The sequence below is a fragment of the Vibrio sp. SNU_ST1 genome (genome assembly GCF_030563405.1).
Classification (GTDB): domain Bacteria; phylum Pseudomonadota; class Gammaproteobacteria; order Enterobacterales; family Vibrionaceae; genus Vibrio.
In genome coordinates, this window is record NZ_CP130748.1 from 3,096,755 (window position 1) to 3,118,513 (window position 21,759).

21 protein-coding genes are annotated in these 21,759 nt (G+C 44.2%); 7 read left to right on the plus strand and 14 right to left on the minus strand.

Features of this window, described 5'->3' with window-relative positions:
- Window positions 1-154 precede the first annotated feature (154 nt).
- Together rsmD and Q5H80_RS13780 are read left to right on the plus strand one after the other, a co-directional pair.
- The gene (rsmD, locus tag Q5H80_RS13775; RefSeq protein ID WP_017061036.1) at window positions 155-757 is read left to right on the plus strand and encodes a 16S rRNA (guanine(966)-N(2))-methyltransferase RsmD; all 603 of its coding nucleotides are present in this window, start codon (window positions 155-157) and stop codon (window positions 755-757) included.
- Between the two features lie 10 nt (window positions 758-767).
- The gene (locus tag Q5H80_RS13780) at window positions 768-1,034 is read left to right on the plus strand and encodes a DUF1145 domain-containing protein (protein WP_009848233.1); all 267 of its coding nucleotides are present in this window, start codon (window positions 768-770) and stop codon (window positions 1,032-1,034) included.
- A gap of 117 nt (window positions 1,035-1,151) precedes the next feature.
- On the opposite strand, the gene Q5H80_RS13785 is transcribed toward Q5H80_RS13780, so the two are convergent.
- The 4 genes from Q5H80_RS13785 to Q5H80_RS13800 form a co-directional block, all read right to left on the minus strand.
- The gene (locus Q5H80_RS13785; protein WP_009848232.1) at window positions 1,152-1,736 is read right to left on the minus strand and encodes a YhgN family NAAT transporter; all 585 of its coding nucleotides are present in this window, start codon (window positions 1,734-1,736) and stop codon (window positions 1,152-1,154) included.
- Between the two features lie 212 nt (window positions 1,737-1,948).
- On the minus strand, window positions 1,949-2,185 hold the full coding sequence (locus Q5H80_RS13790; protein WP_009848231.1) for a YecH family metal-binding protein: 237 nt from the start codon (window positions 2,183-2,185) through the stop codon (window positions 1,949-1,951).
- A 90-nt stretch (window positions 2,186-2,275) separates the two neighbouring features.
- Entirely contained in the window at window positions 2,276-2,896 is a 621-nt protein-coding gene (locus Q5H80_RS13795) for a lysoplasmalogenase (RefSeq protein WP_304565750.1), read from the minus strand.
- Window positions 2,897-3,821: 925 nt separating this feature from the next.
- The gene (locus tag Q5H80_RS13800) at window positions 3,822-4,196 is read right to left on the minus strand and encodes a DUF4145 domain-containing protein (RefSeq protein WP_304565752.1); all 375 of its coding nucleotides are present in this window, start codon (window positions 4,194-4,196) and stop codon (window positions 3,822-3,824) included.
- 244 nt (window positions 4,197-4,440) lie between these two features.
- Here Q5H80_RS13800 and Q5H80_RS13805 point away from each other — a divergent pair, with 244 nt between their 5' ends.
- Window positions 4,441-4,770, plus strand: coding sequence for a DUF2500 domain-containing protein (locus Q5H80_RS13805; protein ID WP_009848228.1), 330 nt, complete (start codon window positions 4,441-4,443; stop codon window positions 4,768-4,770).
- A gap of 60 nt (window positions 4,771-4,830) precedes the next feature.
- Here Q5H80_RS13805 and Q5H80_RS13810 read toward each other — a convergent pair whose 3' ends face one another.
- The 7 genes from Q5H80_RS13810 to rhtB form a co-directional block, all read right to left on the minus strand.
- Window positions 4,831-5,844: an acyltransferase gene (locus tag Q5H80_RS13810; RefSeq protein WP_304565756.1), complete on the minus strand. Its 1,014-nt coding sequence runs from the start codon at window positions 5,842-5,844 to the stop codon at window positions 4,831-4,833.
- 184 nt (window positions 5,845-6,028) lie between these two features.
- Window positions 6,029-7,249, minus strand: coding sequence for an organoarsenical effux MFS transporter ArsJ (gene arsJ, locus Q5H80_RS13815; protein ID WP_304565758.1), 1,221 nt, complete (start codon window positions 7,247-7,249; stop codon window positions 6,029-6,031).
- A gap of 97 nt (window positions 7,250-7,346) precedes the next feature.
- Entirely contained in the window at window positions 7,347-7,856 is a 510-nt protein-coding gene (locus Q5H80_RS13820; RefSeq protein ID WP_304565760.1) for a cyclin-dependent kinase inhibitor 3 family protein, read from the minus strand.
- Window positions 7,857-8,054: 198 nt separating this feature from the next.
- Window positions 8,055-9,056, minus strand: coding sequence for an ArsJ-associated glyceraldehyde-3-phosphate dehydrogenase (locus Q5H80_RS13825; RefSeq protein ID WP_304565762.1), 1,002 nt, complete (start codon window positions 9,054-9,056; stop codon window positions 8,055-8,057).
- 39 nt (window positions 9,057-9,095) lie between these two features.
- Window positions 9,096-9,437, minus strand: a complete 342-nt coding sequence (locus Q5H80_RS13830; RefSeq protein ID WP_304569423.1) for a metalloregulator ArsR/SmtB family transcription factor — start codon at window positions 9,435-9,437, stop codon at window positions 9,096-9,098.
- 98 nt (window positions 9,438-9,535) lie between these two features.
- Window positions 9,536-10,756 carry an EAL and HDOD domain-containing protein gene (locus Q5H80_RS13835; protein ID WP_304565764.1) on the minus strand — a complete coding sequence of 407 codons (1,221 nt, stop codon included), beginning with the start codon at window positions 10,754-10,756 and terminating at the stop codon, window positions 9,536-9,538.
- A gap of 45 nt (window positions 10,757-10,801) precedes the next feature.
- The gene (gene rhtB / locus Q5H80_RS13840; protein ID WP_029223014.1) at window positions 10,802-11,419 is read right to left on the minus strand and encodes a homoserine/homoserine lactone efflux protein; all 618 of its coding nucleotides are present in this window, start codon (window positions 11,417-11,419) and stop codon (window positions 10,802-10,804) included.
- A gap of 81 nt (window positions 11,420-11,500) precedes the next feature.
- Between rhtB and Q5H80_RS13845 the strand changes: the two genes are divergently transcribed.
- Entirely contained in the window at window positions 11,501-12,481 is a 981-nt protein-coding gene (locus Q5H80_RS13845) for an alpha/beta fold hydrolase (RefSeq protein WP_304565768.1), read from the plus strand.
- A 206-nt stretch (window positions 12,482-12,687) separates the two neighbouring features.
- A complete protein-coding gene (locus Q5H80_RS13850; RefSeq protein WP_304565769.1) occupies window positions 12,688-13,515 on the plus strand; it encodes a Cof-type HAD-IIB family hydrolase in 828 nt (275 codons plus the stop codon).
- Between the two features lie 88 nt (window positions 13,516-13,603).
- On the opposite strand, the gene Q5H80_RS13855 is transcribed toward Q5H80_RS13850, so the two are convergent.
- Entirely contained in the window at window positions 13,604-14,071 is a 468-nt protein-coding gene (locus tag Q5H80_RS13855; protein WP_304565771.1) for an EVE domain-containing protein, read from the minus strand.
- Between the two features lie 39 nt (window positions 14,072-14,110).
- On the opposite strand from Q5H80_RS13855, the gene Q5H80_RS13860 reads away from it, so the two are divergent.
- Window positions 14,111-15,655, plus strand: coding sequence for a COG3650 family protein (locus Q5H80_RS13860; RefSeq protein WP_304565772.1), 1,545 nt, complete (start codon window positions 14,111-14,113; stop codon window positions 15,653-15,655).
- Window positions 15,656-15,657: 2 nt separating this feature from the next.
- Window positions 15,658-16,254 (plus strand): tRNA-uridine aminocarboxypropyltransferase, encoded by a 597-nt coding sequence (locus Q5H80_RS13865; RefSeq protein WP_304565774.1) that lies wholly within the window; start codon window positions 15,658-15,660, stop codon window positions 16,252-16,254.
- Window positions 16,255-16,434: 180 nt separating this feature from the next.
- Here Q5H80_RS13865 and Q5H80_RS13870 read toward each other — a convergent pair whose 3' ends face one another.
- Together Q5H80_RS13870 and Q5H80_RS13875 are read right to left on the minus strand one after the other, a co-directional pair.
- Window positions 16,435-18,915 carry an EAL domain-containing protein gene (locus tag Q5H80_RS13870; protein ID WP_304565775.1) on the minus strand — a complete coding sequence of 827 codons (2,481 nt, stop codon included), beginning with the start codon at window positions 18,913-18,915 and terminating at the stop codon, window positions 16,435-16,437.
- A 191-nt stretch (window positions 18,916-19,106) separates the two neighbouring features.
- Window positions 19,107-21,605 (minus strand): EAL domain-containing protein, encoded by a 2,499-nt coding sequence (locus Q5H80_RS13875; RefSeq protein ID WP_304565776.1) that lies wholly within the window; start codon window positions 21,603-21,605, stop codon window positions 19,107-19,109.
- Window positions 21,606-21,759 lie beyond the last annotated feature (154 nt).

The window sequence follows — 21,759 nt, forward strand, 5'->3', positions numbered from 1 at the left end:
CAAGCTTGCACAAACGAATAGTAAAGAAAAATGACAAAGCAGTGATAAGTTTGCTTTTAGCTTGATACACTTTGTCATTGTAAATTTATTTAATACTCGAACCCACTTAAATTGGGCTCGGTATAGTATCACTTTATTAGCGGTCAAAAAATCTATGGTAAGACGTCGCCAGCAAAACACATCACAAAAAAAGCCATCCGGAGGCTTTGTTCGAATTATTAGTGGCTCATGGAGAGGTAGAAAGCTGCCTGTTCATGATTTAGAAGGGTTACGCCCAACTATTGACCGAGTCAAAGAAACACTCTTTAACTGGGTGGCACAAGATATCCCACATTCGACTTGCTTGGATGTATTCGCCGGTTCTGGTGGTCTAGGTTTTGAAGCCGCTTCTCGCCAAGCAAAAATGGTGACACTGCTCGAAATGAATCAAAAAGCGGCCAAACAGCTTTCTGATAACGCGAAAGAGCTCAAAGCAGACAACATCAATGTGGTCAACACTGATGCTATCTCTTTCCTTAAGAAGCCAGGCACTCCTTACGATATGGTCTTTCTCGATCCTCCATTTCGTAAAGGCTTACTCGCAGAAACAGTACAACTGCTTGAGAGTAACGGTTGGCTTGCAGACAACGCCATCATTTATGTCGAGACAGAGAAAGAGCTAAAACTCGAAGCTATGCCAGAAAACTGGGAATTACATCGCGATAAGACCACTGGCCAGTCGAGCTACCGACTGTTCAATCGAATCACTGAAGAATAGGAGTTATTGAATGAAGTTCTTGCTTCCACTAGCAAAAGCAGCCATCGCCTTTGTTTGGTTTATCTTAATCGCCAATATTTTCTACCCATTCCCGGGTAATGCTGCGATTGCGCTTTATATCATGACAGCATTCTTATTCTTCATGCACGGCCTGCAGATGCTGATTTTCATCGGTGCTTTTGGCGATAAGATCGAAATGTCGCGTTGGGAGAAGTGGTCAATATTGATTTTCGGCGTCTTTGCCCTACTCGATATCCGACGCAAACACATGATGTAATAAAGCTTAAGCTTAGATATAAAACGCTTAGTGACAGAAAACATCATGACAGAAACAGTTGATACAAAAGCGCCGCTCATTTGAGCGGCGCTTTTGTATTCAGCGATGATACTGATGTTAGCCCATGTAGCCCTTTACACCATCTAAGAACATTTGCGTCGACAGCATAACCAACAACAAGCCCATCAAACGTTCGATGGCTTTAAGGCCTCTCTCACCCAGTACTCGCAGGAAGAAGCCATTAAACATCAGAATAAAGAAGGTTGCGCCCCAAGCCAGCATCACTGCGCCTGAAAGCTCTAACATGTTGTCAGGATGCTGTGTCGACAAAAGAATCAATGCCGCAATCACCGACGGGCCTGCAATCATAGGGATCGCCATCGGCACGATAAACGGTTCTTCACCCGCCGCGAGGCCAGTAATACTACCCGCACTTGGGAAAATCATCTTAATCGCGATGATAAAAAGAATAATACCGCCAGAGATACTCAAGGTTTCAGGCTGCACATGCAGGAAGTTCATAATGCTTTGGCCAGCAAACAAGAACAGCAGCAGGATAATCAGCGCAAACATTAGTTCACGAACAAGAACAATACGGCGACGCTTCGGATCAATATGCTTAAGGATAGAAAGCACGATTGGTAAGTTGCCAAGTGGATCCATAATAAGAAACAGCATGGTCGCTGCAGATAAAATTTCCATAAGTTTGTCTCGAAAGCGTAAGTGCGCGGAGTATAGCAGCCTCAAGATTGATTTTCGAACACAGTAACAAACTTAGGAATTTACGTTATTAGAAGGGTATTTATGAGAGCCAAACGAGGGGGAAATGGTCGGAGTGGAGCCAAGAATATCGCATCCACTCGCTAATCACAGTTCACTGTTCACTGGCGACAAGAACTGATGGTCATTCAAGATCAGTGATTACAAACACGTTCGCGATTAGTGCAAAGCTTGTCATCAATGATCACGACCTTTTCCATTTTCAGAAAAAACTTCAGTAGGCCATCCAAATCCAGACCGTTCAGCTTACACGTATGAAAGCGAGCTTCAGCGCCATAGGTTTGAGCAAGCTCTTGCGTCAACTCTTCACGAGTCAGCGGCTTTTCACTCAGTAGATTTAAAACGTTGTGTGCGTGGATTTCAGTGGTCATAAGTCTATCTCATGTTTAATGAAGTAGACGTAGAGTACCAATTTTCATCTAAGCTGCCTTGATGTAGCTCAGAATTAAGCGAGCTCTACCCTAAATGGTAAGGGAAGCTACGATGAGAGCGTGTGCAAGAAAGTAACTGCCCGTCACCCAAAAGTAAGCGCCCTTAATTGGGCTGCGATAGAAATTTAGGGCGTATGCCAATGCGGAAAGCAGCAGCACGCAGCAACCAACAAAACCAACAGCATGTGATAGCAGAGGCTCAAGTAACCAGACTTCACCAGAAGCCCAAGCTAGCTGAATAAGCACAATACCCATGATAACAACTGGAAAGACGAGCTTGTCCAAACGAGGGAGTAATAGGAAGAAAGCAACAATACATGCAGCTAATAGCAGCGCGAACAACCACCAGACCATTTCTCCCGATAGCTGTAACCAAAATGCTTTGCTGTAACAAAGTTGAGCCAACAAGAAACAAACAAAATGCAGAAGACGTTTTTGAGTAACAGTATGAAGCACATCTGCGATCGCAGAGATCGCTAACCCAGCCACTACCCAATAGGTAAAATCAACGACAACAGATTGAGTTAGAGCAATAGTCGCCAATAATACAAAGGTAAAGACCTTATACAATAAAGCCTGACCGATATGCCCATGTTTCGTTCCTGTTATTGCTCCAATACCAGACAAGGAAACCGCCAACCAACTCCACATACCATTTGCCCTATTGCTTTTAATCGTCGCCAGTCTAGGCACACGGGTGTTGATGTAAAGCCTCAGCCCTTCAAAATTGGATCTTGATTACGCTTCCACTAAAAAGAGCCTCTTTAGATTGAAGTCGTCATAATTCCCGCCGCGATAGTGATTATTCTTTTAAAAATAGGCTCATTAATCGGAAAACTCATATAAATTGACGCTAGAGAACTCAAACTTCAACTCCAACCACTTCTAGCTTGTCACATCCACAACATGTCGCCATACAATGCAAATACCACACAATTAAAAATTTAAAACAAATTACAATAAACCATTAAAAACAAGCAGTTAAAATCAAGAACATACTTATTAGGGAACTTCCAACACTATACAAACCTAGACTTACAAAGTAAGTAAATTACTTTTCTTAAACCCACTTTGTCAGGTTTCGCTAAGCTTCCTGTCAAAAAAACATCACAAAAATCAAACCTAAAACCTACAAAACCCAATAAAACAAACCCAGGCACCACCAAGCCCCATTAATACAGTTTAACAACCTTTAACAATATAAATTACACAAAACACCCATTACAAAACAACAACTTAAAACAAATAAGAACAAAAAAAAACCATAGCGAACAAAATAAGAACACACCAAAATACACAGCAAACATAGCAAAATTGATATAAAACCCAATAGTTTTCTATCACTTTTAAAGGTTTCGAAAGTAATCCTTGATCTAAAGCCATAAGTGGTGCTATTCTTTAAAACATAGCGAGAGACAACCAAATTTAGGAGTAGTGTTATGATTTCATCTTCGCAAAGACAAGGACTTGTAATGATCGCGGTAGTTGTAGGTCTAATGACACTACCGATGATGTACTAAGCAAGTTACAGATAAAAAAAGGGACGCCATTAGCGTCCCTTTTTTGTTCAATTTTTTTACTTCGAAAACAGATGCAGTGTTAACACATCCCAGTTCGCATAATAGAAACCAGCGGCAGCTAAAGTCATTGCCATCATCAGTAAGATTGCAACTCGCCAAATAAAACGACCACTACGTGGAGTCAACTCCTTCTCACAGTCGTTACACATCATGATGAACTTATGTTGGTCTTCCAACTTAGCCTCATGCTCATTGACTACCTTATTACGACACGTTGCGATATAACGCAGCTTACTCACCATATCGTGCGGTAGCCTTTCTTCACAGCTTGACACAAGCTCATGCAATCCTTCGCCTTCGGCATGATATTGAAGCCTCAATAATTTCTCTATATTACGAGTTCTTGTCACCACTTTTTCAATATCGGTCATATTAGCCCTCCCACTCCACACTATAATTCTAGTCGAGCATTTCCCTATTCTTATACAAAATCACTGTTATTTACGAGAGAAAGAGACAATAAATAACAATGCTTTATCCCAAACTGGCCTCTAAATGTGATGTCTGCCGAAAAATAATCAGCTTGGCTTACAACAGTTCACGAATAACGGCTTGAAACACATATCCCTATTGCTTGAAAGATTAGAATAACCATCACGACTACATGGAGGTTACATGCCTAATTCACTCTTTTTTGCCATCTTTGCACTCGCCGGTCTAGCGGCTTGGGTATTTCTTGGTTTCTATCGAAAGCACTCACAAGGTGAAAATGCGCCAGAAAAGAAAGTGAACGTCACTGTATTAGACAAACAATCCATCGACCTTCCTGATGCAGAACCAGGCCAAGAAGATCAAGAGTATTGGATTTACGTTCAACGTGGTGTGGTTGGTCCAAAACGAGAATTCCAAGTCGGAATCCACTACTTCCACGCCCTGAACCCTGGCGACAAAGGAACCTTAACCTACCAAGGCGATAAGTTCTTACACTTTGCATTGAAGCGCTAAACATTAGGTACTTCAACTGTATCTTCTAAGCAATCCATCAGAAAGCCTTAGCACCCACCGCTAAGGCAATAACCAACGTGTTTTATCTGACTTAGAGACCAAGCAGCTCATCCATAACGCGCCAGCTCCGCTGATCACGATCCATAGGGGAATAACCCAAGCTGGATGTCCTTGATACCAACCGAACTCTTTCATTGGCCATAAGAAAATCGGGTGCAGCAGATAAATACCTAAGCTGTGTTTACTGATAAAACCAACCACTTGATTACTCTTCTCAGACAAGCCTTCACCATAATAACGGCACACCATGAATACCATGCTCGCCGCCAATACGGTGTTCAACGTCTTGTAAGATAACCAACGCCCTACCGTGTACTCTTCTGCTACCAAACTTGCGTCAACCACCATGTAAACCGTGGTCAGTAACGCTAACCCACCAAGTAACACACTCACGCCGACAGTCATCTTGTTAAGTGGAACAATCTTATACAGCAGGTAACCCAACGGTAAGTACCCGGTGTACAACCACAATTCGTGACTCCAAGGGCCATCGATTTTCAATAAGAACAATAACGTTGTGAACAACCATACCGCCGTAAAGGCATAGACAGATCTATCACCGTACTTTCTGACCATGATCTGTAAAAAAGGAATCACAAAGTAGAGTGGGATAAAGTAATAGAAGAAACCAAGGTGATAGTAGGTATAGTGGTGATAACTATTAAGCAAAACCTCCCAACTGACGTCGGCATCAAAACCCATTAGCGACCAACCTGATAGGTAGGTATAGAAAAGCGACCAAACAATAAATGGGATCAGCACCTTACCCAGACGGCGCTTGAGGTAGTATTTAGCGTCAAACGGGCGCTGATCACTCAGCATCAATGCACCAGTAATCAAGATGAACACCGGTACTGCCCAGCGGCTGAAACCATTCACCGTAATGGCGGTCAGCCACTCACCGAAAGGAATATTGCTTAATTCATTGCGATAAGGCGCCAAAACATGAATCGCGATAACAGCTATGGCCGCGACACATCGTGCTAAATCAAAAAAGAGAATTCGCTGCTTCATGTAAATGCCTGATTAATATTCAATCATTCTACTATAGCAATAAAAAAGCTGACCGGAATAAATACCAAGTCAGCTTAGTGTTAAAGGAGGTACTTATCGCGAATTTAACTCATTCGGCTCTAGGTTATTCGACTTAAGCTTATGCGACTTTCACTCTTACAAATGAGGCTCATGCGGCTGAAGCTTATGCCGCTGAGATTTGCGACACTTTAGGTAAACGCAGAGAGATCACCGTCGTTATCGCTAAGAACGCAAAAGATACCCACAGACACGCAGACAAACCGGCTATTTGGAATACCAAGCCCGACAATATCGTGCCAATCAAGCGACCCATCGCGTTCGCCATGTAGTAGAAACCGACATCAAGAGACACCCCATCGCCTTTCGCATAGCTCACAATCAAATATGAGTGAAGTGATGAGTTCACCGCAAAGATGGCACCAAATACCATCAAACCACCGATGATAACTAGCTCTGGTTGCCAGCCAATTTGCACCGCATAGGCAATACCGGCAGTCACAATAGCCAATGCACCCGCCCACAACAGCGCTGCATGACCATCAGGCACCTTGCCTTGCGCTTTACCGGTAATCTTAGGCGCAATACCCTGCACAAAACCATATGCGATGGTCCAAGCCGCTAAGAAACCACCCACCCATGAGTGGTCCCAACCAAACACACTGCCTAGATAAATCGGCAAAGCAATCACAAACCACACATCACGAGCACCAAATAGGAACATACGCGCAGCCGACAAGATATTGATGGATTCAGACTTAGAGAAGATTTGTTTAAACTTAGGTTTAGTTTTCGCTTTGCCCATGCCTGCTTCTAAGCTTACCAAACTGCCAACAAACACCAATGCCAACACAGCAGCCATCGCTAGCACTGCGTATTGGAAACCAATCGTCGAAAGCAGTAAGCCACCGATAAAGAACCCGGCACCTTTCAGTGCATTCTTAGATCCGGTTAGAATCGCAATCCACTTATAAAGCGCACCTTGCTGCTCATCCGGGACTAAGGTTTTAATCGAGCTTTTAGCACTCATCTTATTGAGGTCTTTAGCGATACCAGACAAGGCCTGCGCCGCCATTACCCAAGGAATGGTCAACATTGCGGCTGGCACAGCGAGCATGCCCAAGGCGACAACTTGCATCCCTAAGCCGATGTTCATAGTCTTATTGAGGCCAAGACGCGCCCCTAACCAACCACCAATTAGGTTAGTCACCACACCAAAGAATTCATAAAAAAGGAACAGTGAGGCGATCTCTAACGAACTGTAACCAAGGTCGTAGAAATACAGAACCACCAGCATACGAAGTGCACCGTCAGTAATGGTGAAGTTCCAGTAATTGAAGGTCACCAGCATGTATTGGCGAACGCTCTTACTTAGATTTGAAAACATAAAGCTATCTCTGCAATCTAAACAAAAAGAGCTTTTGGATCATGATAAGTTCAACACTCCAGATACCAAAAGCCCCTTGTATAACAACAATGGTTTATTAGCCGTTCGCTACGCCATTAATGTATTCAACCTGAATGGCTTTAGTGAATGCGCCCGGACGCAGTTCCTGCACCTCTTGAACAATTTTGCTCAGATCCCAACTCTTCTCTAGCAGCAGGTGTGCAGCCAATAAGCCAGTGCGACCAGAACCGCCCATGCAGTGCATCGCTACCTTGCCACCGTTATCCACGACTTGGTGTAGTGCAGGGCTCGCTGCTTGCCATTTTGCAGCAAAATCAGCACCCGGTGCACAATCGTCTTCGATTTCGATTTCGAACCATTGCATACCTAATGCTTGCGCTTTCTCACCTAGCTCAGAAACATTCTTGCTTGCCAGTTCTTCACTGTCTAAAGCTGTCACAATCGCTTCTACGCCTTGCACTTTAAGCTGCGCTAGAGATGCATCTAAGTCAGCTTCCTTAGTGCCTGGGCACGGAGTAAGCACTAACGCACCTTGCTCTAGATCTAGTTGCCATGTTGGGTGTACTTGAGAATTTGTCATCGTCATCAATCTCTTAAAATTCTTTTATATATAGACCGATACTCAAAATAATTGGAGTTGCAGCTAGGCAACCTTTTCCCTACAAAGGAATGAAGTTCCGCCCTATGAGCATAGGGGTTCTATGTGATTAGGGCGGCCGGTGCTCCAGTGAACTTACGCAGTTAACAACGCTTGCAGCTTCAAGTATTAAGAGTATTAAGAGTATTAAGCAAGGCCGACTGTGCGTGCTAACTCAGCTGTGCGCGTTGCGTAGCCCATTTCATTATCGTACCAAGCGTAGATCTTAACCATGCGCTTACCAACTAACATGGTTGATAGTGCATCTACGATCGTTGAACGTTGGTCGCCTTTGTAATCGATAGAAACCAGTGGACGATCTTCAAAACCAAGGATGCCTTTCAGTTCATTCTCAGACGCTTCTTTCAGCATCGCGTTAACTTCTTCTGCTGTTGTGTCTTGCTTCACTTCGAAGATGATGTCAGTCAGAGAAGCGTTCGCTAGAGGTACACGAACCGCGTGGCCATTGATGCGGTTTTCAAGCTCTGGGAAGATCTCAACAATCGCTTTAGCACTGCCCGTTGTTGTCGGGATAAGGCTCATGCCACATGCACGTGCACGGCGTAAGTCTTTATGGGGCGCATCAAGAATAGTTTGCGTATTGGTTAGATCGTGAATAGTAGTGAAGGCTGCATTTTCAATACCCAGCTTCTCGTTGATCACTTTAACCACTGGCGCGAGACAGTTGGTAGTACAAGACGCTGCCGTTACGATTTTGTGTACAGCTGGGTCGAAGATATTATCGTTCACACCGACAACGATGTTTGCAATGCCTTCTTCTTTCACTGGTGCCGATACCACAACGCGCTTCACGCCTTGCTCAAGGTATTTGTTTAGGAAAGATGTCTTACGGTGAACACCCGTCGCTTCAATCACCACATCACAGTCAGACCAATCGATCGCATCGATGTCGCGCTCTTTGGTGGTTTTGATGCGTTGATCGTTGATGATCATCTCGTCGCCTTCAACAGCGACTTCGTGGTTCCAACGACCTTGAACTGAATCGAACTCGAGAAGGTGAGCCAGTGTCGCTGTATCGCCAGCAACATCGTTAATTTGAACAAATTCTAGATCAGCCCAATCGAATGCTGCGCGAAGTGCTAGACGGCCGATACGGCCAAAACCATTAATACCTACTTTAACTGTCATTGTGTTCTCTCAGTTAGTGGTGAATCTAAAAACATTAAATTAAACGCAACATTGAGGGCGTGAAGTCATGGCTTCTAGGCGCTCAATGTCCTGTTGGTATTCAGTTTTCAAACAGTTCGATGCGATAAGGTCATCAATTAACTTTAGCATCCAACCCGGTAAATCTTGTGACAGACGGTAGAACACCCACTGCCCTTGGCGAACGTCAGTTAAAATTCCGTTTGAACGCAACTGCGCAAGATGGCGGGAAATCTTTGGCTGACTTTCTTGTAATGCCTGAGTCAACTCACCAACAGATAGGCACTCTTGGCGCACGATCATCATTAAGCAACGCACTCGCGTTTCATCAGACAGTAATTTAAAAAATTGGTGAGGAAGCATGGCTACATACTCATATATGGACATGCATATATCTTAGTTATAAAAAAACGCACGTCAAGGCGTGCGTTTTCATTGTCATAATAGTTTAACGAAAAGTATCAGAGTTTGTTGGTAACAATATGGCTCCAGCGTCGGGCTTCAGTTAGTTCTGTTTTCACTTGTTCCACGTTCAACCCTAAATCAGCACAGTGATCATCAATCTTTTGCCAATCAGCATGTTCGAAACTTTCTTCAAGCGCTAATAATGCGCCATATGGACCTTCTCTGCGCAGCAAGGCGACCTTAATACTTGTGCATAGCGGTAATTGTTCAATTAAGTTCTCTAACGACAGATCGAGCAACGCATCAAGCAATGAGAACAAACCAATCATAAAGGCTTGTTCAGTATGCCCTTTAAATACTTGGTAACGAGACATCCGTTGGCAAAACTGCGCACGCTGCAAAGACAGGCCATACAGCTCTTTGGGCTTTTTGTCAGAGACATAAGACGCTACTGCTAGCGAGACAAACATTTTCAGTTTCTCTTGCCCTAAATAAACCAAGGCCTGACGAAATGAAGAGATGGTGACCTCAAGGCGGGGTGACATAGTGTTCACAAAACGCAGAAGCTTATAGGATAAGGCAATATCTTTCGCGACGATGCTTTCAACACGTTGGAAGTCGACATCCGGCTTACAGACCTCTTGGAATAGCTCCATCGCTATCACTTGCTCTGGGCTAATATACTTAGTCTTTATGATTTCGGGCTTACTAAAGAAATAGCCTTGGAAAAACTTAAACCCTGCTTCTTTCGCTTGTTGGAACTCTTGTTCCGTTTCAACCCGCTCAGCAAGAAAACTATACTTCTTCCCTTCGTTCTTTTTGACTAACTCACACGCCGCATCCAAACCCATCTGCATGATATCAAGCTTAACAATATGCGTATATTGAAGGAAACGTTCCCACTCAGGTGTCGAAGTAAAATCATCTAGGGCAATCATATACCCTGCTTGATAGAGCTCTTTGATTACCTCTAATAGCTCATCGGTCGGTTGGCAGGTTTCAAGAATCTCAACCACGACCTTATCTTTCGGTAAGCTCATTGGAAGACGACGAATCAAGCTTTGATACGGAAAATTAATAAAGCAGCGTGAAGATGGGATCGAAGGGTTAAGCCCAACTGACAAGAAGTTTTCAACGATCAGGCGATACGTTGCTCGATTAGACTCAATATGCGCGGGGTAGGCATTCCTATCACCGTCACGAAACAGCAGCTCATAACCAAGCGTGTTCTTGTTACGGTTTAAGATAGGTTGTCGAGCAACGTACGTAGCGGTCATTTATTGATAACTCTAATTGATTTAACTATAACTCTATTACTTTCATTAAGCTTTGGCGGCAGCCAGCAAAGCGCCGCAGCCCATGAACATACCACCAAATATTTTATTTATCTTACCCATTATGCGATCTGAGCGAATAAAACGTCCCATTTGTGAAGCTAATGAGGTGTAACCCAACATAACCACGCTATCAATAAATACAGTGGTCACTCCAAGCACCAACAACTGCGGTGCTTGCGGTTGTGTCGGATCGATAAATTGCGGAAACAGAGCAACTAAGAACACGATAGATTTTGGGTTAGTCAAATTGATAAGCACTGCATTTCTTAGCAGCTTGCCACTCGATAGCGTTGATTTTTCTTCTGAAGCCACCAAGCTAGAGTTATCACGCCACTTTTGAATGCCTAACCATAGAAGATAAACCACGCCCACCCATTTGATGATGGTAAATGCCAAGGCGGATTTTGCCACTAGTGCACCAATACCCGCTCCCACCAGCATAATATGAAATGCAAGACCGAGCTGTAAGCCTACGATCGACGCAAGTGACTTCTTGGTTCCATAGCTGAGCCCATTGCTGATTGAGTTAACGGTACCTGAGCCCGGTGCCAAACTAAACAAAATCGCCGTGACGACATAAGCAAGCCAAACATGAGTATCCATTTGCATTTCCTTACTAGTTCTTTAATCTAACAACATTAGTAGCGATGACGCTCTCACATGCATCAGTTCAGGTAATTTCCCATGGAAAACCACAGTGCCACCCTGTTTTCATACACGCAAGAACCTGAGTTCGAGCAAGCGATTAAACACCCGATCTCCACCCTTTGGCAACAACGAAAGGATGGTTATATCACATCATCTGGTAAAAAAAGATTGTACTGGTGTAGCTTAACGTCTCCGACACACACCAAAGCTATTGTTATTTCAAATGGTCGCATCGAATGCTGCTTAAAATACCAAGAGCTCTTTTATGATTTCTATCAGCAAGGTTATGACGTTTATTCATTTGACCACCAAGGTCAAGGTCAGTCGGAACGTATGGTAACAGACTCTGACATTGGTCACATTCACGAGTTTGATGATTACGTATCAGATATGTCTGACATTATTGCCAGTTTTGATCTTAGCAAGTATTCCAATCGCTACCTGCTCGCACATTCGATGGGCAGTACAATCGCCACTCGCTACTTGCAAACTCATCCCAACCACCCGTTTGACAAAGTCACTCTGTGCGCTCCGATGTTTGGGATCAATACTGAATGGTACTTGAAACCTATCGCGATGATAGTTGGACAAGTGCTCACCGCTTACCATGCCAAGCCTGTTTATGCTCCTGGTCAACAAGCGTATTACTCGAAGCCTTTCGAAAACAACTTACTAAGTCACAGTAAAGTTCGTTACCAGTGGTTCCGTCGTTTGTATGACGAATCTCCATCATTGCAAGTGGGTGGGCCAAGCACGCGCTGGGTATGGCAAGGATTAATGGCAGCTAAACAGGCTATCCAACAAACTCGTCAGATCAAGATTCCGCTGCTGTTGATTCAGGCTGGAGAAGAGAAAATTGTCAGTAACAGAGCTCAAGTGAAGTTCATATCTAAACTGAAGAAAACCAACTCTGATTGCCAGTTTAAATTGATTGAGGGTTCTAGGCATGAGGTGCTGTTTGAGCAAGATAAATACCGTAATCACACACTGGATGCTATCAATCAGTTTTTTGCCTAGATCTAATAAGCTAATAAGCTAATAAGCTAATAAGCTGAGTAACCGACCAAGAAGATAAGCACTAAAGAGGAAGAGAAGTAAGTGAGCTTTGCCCTCTTTTCTTGCATGAAATTGGCATACAATTTCCACCTAGAGATATTGTAGTTAAAACGATGCTAGCGTCGGCTAGTATTGATATTTGCTAAGCATTTTGCAATGAGGGTTAAATGACTATTCCTGCACTTAAAGATTCCGTGAAAATTGTTGCTTCTGATTTAGATGGTACGCTTTTGGCTCCCAACCATCAGCTAAGCGACTTTACCAAACTAACGCTTAAGAAGTTACACGATCAAGGTTACACCTTTATCTTCGCTACGGGTCGCCATCACGTCGACGTAGCAGGGATTCGTCAAATCTCAGGGATTCCGGCATACATGATCACGTCAAACGGTGCTCGCGTGCACGACCAGAACGATCAACTGATGTATAGCCAGGACGTACCTCAGGAATTAGTTCAACCAGTTATTGATATTGTTCGCCAAGATCTAAATATCTTTATTCATATGTACCAGAATGAAGATTGGCTACTCGACCGTGAAGACGAAATGCTCGCCAAGTTCCATAGTGAGTCTGGCTTTAGCTACAAGCGATTTGAAGCTGATAATGCCCCAAGCGATGGCATTGCTAAGGTCTTCTTCACACACCCAGAACAAGATCATGAATATCTTGTTACGTTTGAGCAAAAGCTAAAAGATGCGTTTGGAGACAAACTGAACATCGCCTTCTCAACACCTTGGTGTTTAGAAGTGATGGCCGCTGAAGTATCTAAAGGCCACGCCTTAGACGCTGTTGCGAAATCATTGAACCTGACACTGGATAACTGTGTTGCCTTTGGTGATGGCATGAATGACGCAGAGATGCTGGCGATGGCGGGTAAAGGTCTAATCATGGGCACATCACATGAAAAAGTGATGAAAGCTCTACCAGATAATGAAGTGATTGGCAGCAACGCAGACGACGCCGTTGCTCACTATCTAGAAAAGCACCTGCTCTAATCTCGTCTCGTCGAAGAGATCTGAATAAATAAAAAGGCAGCCAACTGGCTGCCTTTTTTGAACCTTACGTAAAAAGCTCTCTCTAACGCTATCGAGAACCCAGTATTTCTTTGCTTAATATTGCCTGCCACTCTTGTTCGGTAACCGGCATGATCGATAATCGGTTGCCCCGTTTAACCAGTGGCATTTCTGACAGTTCAGGCATGGCTTTAAGCGTTGCCAAAGGAATCAAGCGCTCAGTCACTCGCACAAACTCAACATCAACCATTATCCAGCGCGGGTTATCAGGTGAAGACTTAGGATCGTAGTAATCACTCTCTGGGTCGAACTGAAAGTGGTCTGGATAGGCTTCTCTGGTTACTTTCGCGATCCCCGCAACACCAACTTTTTTACATGATGAATGGTATATCATCACCAAGTCTCCAAGCTTGACGTCATCACGCATCATGTTTCGAGCCTGATAGTTGCGTACACCCTCCCAACAAGAGGTTGTTTGTACTCTCAGAGTCTGAATAGAAAAGGTGTCGGGTTCTGTTTTAAATAACCAATATGCCATAATAAATCCAATTAACGGTTGCTCCGAGGAAGATATAACATGAAGGTAATGAAAAACCCAGTGACATGGCTAGTCGCATTCACTCTACAAGGCTGTGTCACAGCGCCAGATGCCCCCCAAAAGCCAGAACTACCACCAGCAACCTTGGATGAGCCACTGAGCATTCAACCGCAAACCTTCATCATGCGTGGTCAAGTTGTGGTTGGCCATGAAAGCCGAACCTTCACCCCTTGCGGTAGCCAACAACAATACTGGTTAGATTTAACGCCAGAACTCGCATTAGAAACACAAGGGCTCTCAACGAGACCTTACCAAGCCTTATACGGCGAGCTGATTGGTCATCTAACCGTGCCGAGCCAAACCGGGTATAACGCAGATTTCACGGCGCGTTTCGTGGTTGAACAAGTGAATATCCTAACCGCAGAAAACCCTAATCGTTGTGACCAACCACTGTGTTCAACACGAGTATTCGGTAATGAACCCTTCTGGTCAGCAACCTTCGATAAAGACCAGCTCAAATACACCAAGATGGGCGAACAACCACAGCTCCTGGATATTGAATCCAGCCGCACTACACCAAGCAGTCGTGATTACCAATTAGAAGGTAAAACAGCGCAAGGCAAACTCAACCTTACGAAAGAGAGCTGTAGCGACGGCATGAGTGATTCTATCTATGGATGGCATGCCAAGCTTAACCTCAATGACAGTAACTATAATGGCTGTGCAACGGTCTCTAACCAAGACTCAACGCTGGACTGGAGTGGGCTCTACTTCGCGAGCTCAACGCAGAATACTGGATTCTCTATCAACCTTGAGCTCAACGATGACCACAGCGCCATTACGACATACTCGTACAGCAATGGAGACCCTTCTATTGTTGAACAGGGCTTCTGGCAGCAACTGAACCAAAATCAGGTACAAGTGGTTATGACTCGCCACCAGCAACAGTACTTGATCTCTGAGCGCATCTTCACGCTCGATAACGGTAAGCTCGCCGCTGAAAAAGAGAAAGTGGGCAACGTGGTCTATCCGATTGCCAATGGCGGTCTAGTGCTATTCGAAGCTAAGAGTGCGCAAGCTCAAGTAAACACCACCGCTAATGTTGATCTAACCGCAAAACAGGTGAACTCCAGTGATCAACTTGATCCAAAAGTCGACCAAGCGATCCGCGAGTATTTTAAGATCAACAACAGTTCACCTGACGACACCAAGTACCGCTGGTTAACCTACGACCTCAACGGTGACGGTAAAGAAGAGCTGTTTGCCCAACTCGATTGGTGTGGCTCTGGTGGCTGTACACTGCTGATTTTCGAAAACCATCAAGATAACTGGCGCTTCAATAGCCGAGTGACACTGGTTAAGGGCGACATACGCTTAGGTAAATCGCAAAACCACGGATGGCAGGATTTGATCTTCAATGTCAGTGGCGGCGGTGCAACACCTGCGAAACACACACTGTCCTACTCTGGTGTCAGCTACCCGCTAAACCCAAGTGTCGCTCCAGTTGCAGATGATGCTGATATCAGCGACGTGATTTTGTTTGCTGATAGTATCTCACCCGCACAAAGTGGAGTGAAGCTGTAAACATGAGTAACCAACAAGCTTGCCCTGATTGTGGCTTCACTCACCAGTGCGTTTGTCACCTAATACCGACGGCTCAAAGCCAAACCGATCTTGTACTATTGACTCATGAGAATGAGCTGTCGCGAGACACCAACACCGGAAAGCTGCTTCAGCAATCTCTTGAGCAGTGTCAGTCCTTGGTATGGCAAAGGAAAATACCACCAGCAAAGCTAATGGCACTGCTTGAAGATGAAACACGACAACCGTTTCTTTTATTCCCAAGTGATCAAAGCATCGAGTGTCAGCAAGCTGTGATGACCCAAGCCCAGAATCGTAAACCGCTATTCATCATCTTGGATGGCACATGGCAAGAAGCAAAGAAGATGCTTAACAAGAGCTCGTGGTTACAAGCAGTCCCACAAGTTCATCTCGACATCACCAGCGAATCCTCTTACACCTTGCGCCGCAATCAAGACAGTGGCCATTTGTGCACTTGCGAAGTGGGCATTGAATTGCTCAAATCTTTAGGTGAAAGCGAACCTGCCAAGCTCATTGATGACTACTACCAACAGTATCTAAAAGTATTCCACGCCGACAAATGTGGCCACGCCCTCAAATAGGCCAAGCAGGCGCACGCGAAGGCAATAAGCACATTTCAGGACGGGACAGATACTAAAAGCAAAAAGGGTGAGCCATGAGCTCACCCTTTTTACATAGTACTTTAATCTATTGAACCATTTAGTGTTTCACGTGAAACGCACACTCTAGCTGTTCGTTGAAAAGAGATTTTACTCTCCCTATCAGAATAAGCGTTGAGGCTGACCAAAGTAGTAACCTTGCAGGTAATCGACACCCATGTCTTCGGCAATACGGCACACTTGTTCGTTATGAACAAATTCAGCCACCGTCTTAGCATTCAGAATCTGACATAAACTCACCAATTGCTGAGCGATCTTGCGCTGTTTCTTATCTTTATCAATATTCCGAATTAAACTACCATCAAGCTTTATGACTTGTGGTTCTAACTTCAATATCTCATCAATGTTCGAATAGCCAGAACCAAAGTCATCAACAATAATATTCACACCAAGGTCGCGGAAGTGATTACACACCTCGATCAAGCGACCGTAATCCTGAATTTGTTCCGTTTCTAACACTTCTAAGCCAATACGCTGTGGGTGACTGATTTTCTTGATAGCTTGCTCAAGGTGAAGAATGGTTTTCTCATTGCTAAAATCTTGGGGTGCTAAGTTAATTGAGAACGAATCGGTTCGCTGACTCATAAAATCAAAGGTACGCGTTATCATCTGACGACTTAAACGCGTATAGAGATGAGTTCCCTCAATGATCGGCAAGAACTTACCCGGCGCAATCAACTGACCGTCCTCTTCAATTCGAACTAAGCACTCATAGCTTTCTACCTGATGGCTATGCGCCAATACAATAGGTTGGGAACACGCCACAATATTTTGATTGAGTACTGCGCGGCTCACACACGATAGCCAGCCAAGCTGCTCTTGGCGATGCTTCTCCAGTTGAATTAACGTCTTGGCACTCACCAGATGTTTATTTTGGCTCACCGCACTGCGTCGAGCTTCAATCGCTTTCAGTAACAAGTCATCAATCGAGGTCTCAGGAAAGTCTCGACGACTCGCGACACCCGCACAGATTGAAACCGAAAGATAATCGATATCGGGTAGCCCCATCGGCTCAAAATTAACATGCTCGGTTTGATCTGAAAATTCAGAGAAACGCTGATGAATGTATTCTTGGCTGGCCCAACTATCAAACACCACCGCCCACTCACCAATACCAATGCTATAGAGCTGACACCCCTCATCAAAGAACTGCCACAGCGCCTTTTGAAAATACTCGCTTAAATCATGCAGAAGCTTGTCACCGACTCGATAGCCATACTTCTCATTGATTTGGCCAAATGTGGTGACTTTCAAAGCCAACAAATGACTATCACTACTCATTTTTGACAGTTTTTCACGCAGTACGCTTCGGTTAGGTAAACCTGTACGGCGATCAATTCGGTAGCTCGCGGTCAATGCGGTCGCTTGCTGTTGAATCTTACTCGCCATGCTGTTGTTCATCTCATCGACATCAAGCAGAGCATTTCGTATCAATGAAAACAGAGGGGAAATATTGGTCGCGGGTTGTGTCTCTAATGGCAATACCGCCTTGCCTTCACCTTCCCTAAGCGCAAGATAAGTGAGGCTATGATGCAAAATTCGTTGCTGGCCATTATCTTGATAGAGCTCTCCCATGCAGTACACGCCATAGGTGTCCGCTAATGCTTGGAAAACCTCAACCTCTTGGTTGCCATCAATGAAATCAATGCGAGAGGTACAGTTGTAGATAAAAAACTGTTCTGGTTTATGGGAAGCAATCTGTTGAACGCCCAATCGGATTTGCTCTAGGGTCAATGAAGGGTGGTCATAACAAAACCGCACCTCATCACCAACCTGAAACGACCCACTGAATTCTATCTCTCCGCCCTCTGTCACCTTGAGCGGTAAGTGAGTGTTCTGGTCTTTTGGTTCACCGACCATCAAGGGGAAGTTATACAGTTGCTCAAAAGGGATTTCGAGACCGTCAGCGAGGTAACGATTATAGACTTCTCGGACAGGTATACCGTCCAATTCAGCTAGCCGATTATCTTGAGCACCAGTCACTCGGAAGGTACGACCAATGGGGTTCCATTCGCAGTAATACCCCTTAGTAATTGCGAGTTCAACACTGTGCAACGCTAACATGACATAGGCATTTTCATAGCAAATACCATCGAGCATCACCCATCGTCCATGCTCTGTAATGGTCGATGCACCGCCACAAATAGGTAATGAATGTATCGACTGCTCAAACGCTGAAAATAAATCTTGGTTATTTATCTGCAAGCGATCGGCGAAACAAATAATGCTTTGAGTATCAGCATTACATTCAAGCTGCTGCCACATCGCTTGGCTATCCCGTCGAGGTTGCTCGCTATATTTGACAACACCACAAGTGTAAGACGTCACCTCAAAGCGAGTAACAATAACATAGAGACCTTTATGCAGGATCACACCTTGGCTGATGTAGTGATTAGCGCTACAACCAATCAATTTGGCGTTGGGGAAAGTCGACTGAATTACTTGGCAGGCAGCCAACACCGAATCTTTCTCGAAAGAAGAAAACACCTGAATCAGTAGATTGTCATGTTGATGAAAATCTATCTTTTGCAATTCACGCTGGGTGTACTTAATGTCTTGTATCTGGAAAGAGGTCGATTGCATATTCACATTAATCGTTACGTTAATGATTTGTTATTGTGCTTATTATAGATAAAGCTTACACAGAATACTTACAATCGTCTTATAAATAATGTGATGTTAGTTAGACATCATTCAATCCACCAAAAACTCTCATCTATGGCGATGGGGCACTTTAAAAGCAAAAGAGATTAAGCTATTAATACCTTTAATAACTAAAACAATCGCTTAGGCTCACCGAAGTAATAACCTTGCAGATAATCGACTCCCATTTGCTCTGCAATTTCACAAACCTGTTGGTTATGGACAAATTCGGCAACTGTTTTGGCGTTAAACACCTGACACAAGCGTACTAATTGAGAGGCGATATTCCTTTGCTTTTGGTCTTTGTCGATATTGCGAATCAAGCTACCGTCGAGCTTAATGATTTGCGGCTCAAGCTTAATGATCTCATCAATATTGGAATAACCAGAGCCAAAGTCATCAACAATGATTCTCGCCCCAAGAGCACGGAAGTGATCACACACTTCTATCATGCGGCCATAATCTTTGATCTGTTCAGACTCGAGAACCTCTAGGCCAAGTCGAGTAGGATCGTTCATACCACTAATCGCTGACTCGAGAACCTCAAGCGTCTTGTCACTCAGTAAGTCTTGTGGGGATAGATTGATAGAAAAAGAGCTCTGCTTATTTGCCATGTAGCCAATAGTGTTTCTAATCATGTGCCGGCTAAGTCGAGTATAGAGATGCGTATCAGCAATAATGGGTAAGAACTTACCTGGAGGTACAATGGTACCGTCCGACTCCATGATTCTGACCAAGCACTCTTGGCCAATCATTTCGTGGGTACCTGATGCCACAATCGGCTGTGAGTAGGTGATGATGTTTTGATCCAAGATTGCGCGGCTTACACAGCTCAGCCAGCCTAGTTGCTCTTTACGATCTTCCTCACTCACCTGAATGTTTTTAGCATTAGTGATGTGAGTATTGTTCCGCACCCCGTAGCGTCGAGCTTCAATCGCTTTCAACAAGATCTCATCACCACTATCAGCTAAGAAATCACAGCGACTAGCGAAACCACCGCACAGGGAAACCGAAAGGTAATCTATGTCGGTTAATCCATATGGTTCAAAATTAATGTGCTCAATGCCATCAGCAAACTCAACAAAACGTTGTTCTATCTTCACGCTATCGACACTCGCATTAAAGATGATCGCCCACTCACCGACACCAATACTGAACAGCTCAACCTTTACCTTGGATTCCTTAGCCACACTCAGGTGCAATCGTTCGACAAAATGATTCGACAGATCAAGCAGTAACTGATCACCCACTTGATAACCGTATTTTTCATTAACTTGATGGAAATTAGTCAGCTTCAGCGTCAGTAGATGTTCATTGAACAAAATCGTATTGAGGCGCTCTTTTAATACAATACGGTTAGGTAGCCCAGTACGAGAATCAATACGGTAACTTTCGGTTAAGCGACGTGCTTGTTGATGGAGTTTTTTTTCCATCTGAGTGTTCATGCTATCGAGGTCAGCGACCGCATTTCTGACTAGGTTGAGTAGTGGCGATACCGTTGAGTCACGCTGGAAATCTTCACAACGAAACTCATTAATCTCGTCCGACTCTCTCATCGCAATATAGGTAAGGCTGTGATGCAGTATCTCTTGTCGATCGTCATTGCGATATAGCTCACCCATACAGTATGCACCACACGCGTTTACTATCCCTTCAAATGGTTTAAGCTCAAGTTTACTGTCGATAAATTCAAGTCGAGAGACACAATTATAGATGATCACAGATTCAGGCTGATGCATGGCAAGCATCTCAGCACCATGACGCACTTTTTCTGCGGTCAAAGAAGGGTGGTTATAACAAAACTGAGCCTCTTCACCGACATGCCAAGGGCTATCAAACTCGATACTACCATCATCGTTAATGCGTAGAGGCGTCGAGATGCCCTTCTTTCTGCCAAGTTCTCGATACAGTGGGAAGCTCATCAGCTGACTGAAAGGGAGATCTTTACCATCCGCAAGGTATTGTTTAAACACCTCGATAGCCGGCTTGTCATTCAACGCATATAAACGATTTCCGACAGCATGCGACACTCGTAGTTTCATCCCAATCGGATTCCACTCAGAGTACGCGTCCGACCAAACCTTCAACTTAGGGTTAGTCAATGCGACAGCAACACACGCATGTTGGTAAGTTTGTTCGTTATGCATGACCCAACGACCATATTCATTCTCATGACACAGCCCACCAGCAACAGGTAATGCGTAAGACAAATTCTCAAAGGCGCTATAGATAGGGTAATCACGCCCTTCAACCTGATCGCACAAGCTGATAACCGTTTGGGTTTCTTCTGTAAGGCTTAATTGAGAAGCGAGATCTTGGCTATCTTGGTTTGGGTTACCGGTAAATGTCTGAACTGTAGACGTTAAATAGGTATCGTTAAATTCACTAATAATGACTAAAGTACATTCACTCTTTAGGCTGTTATCGCAAATAACATAACGGGCGCTCTGACCGATTAACGTTGCATGTTCTATACGATTGAGGGCAACACTCGCAATTCGACGAGCGATATCTGAGGATTGAGTAGAGAGAATTTGAATAAGGTACTGTTTGCTTTCACACCACTCTCGCTGATCAATTTGAGACTTAAAGGACTCCTCAGTATTTGCGAGAAATGTAAATGTTTGCATGCCAACCCTTGTTCGAAATCGAGTGAAATGAGAACCCGCAACTACTGCTATGACTGATAGATCTCGATAGAAAGTAGTCGCCAATTATCCTAGCCTAAACAGGCATTTAATTGTGACTAATGTAACAATTCAATATCATAAATGCGACACAATA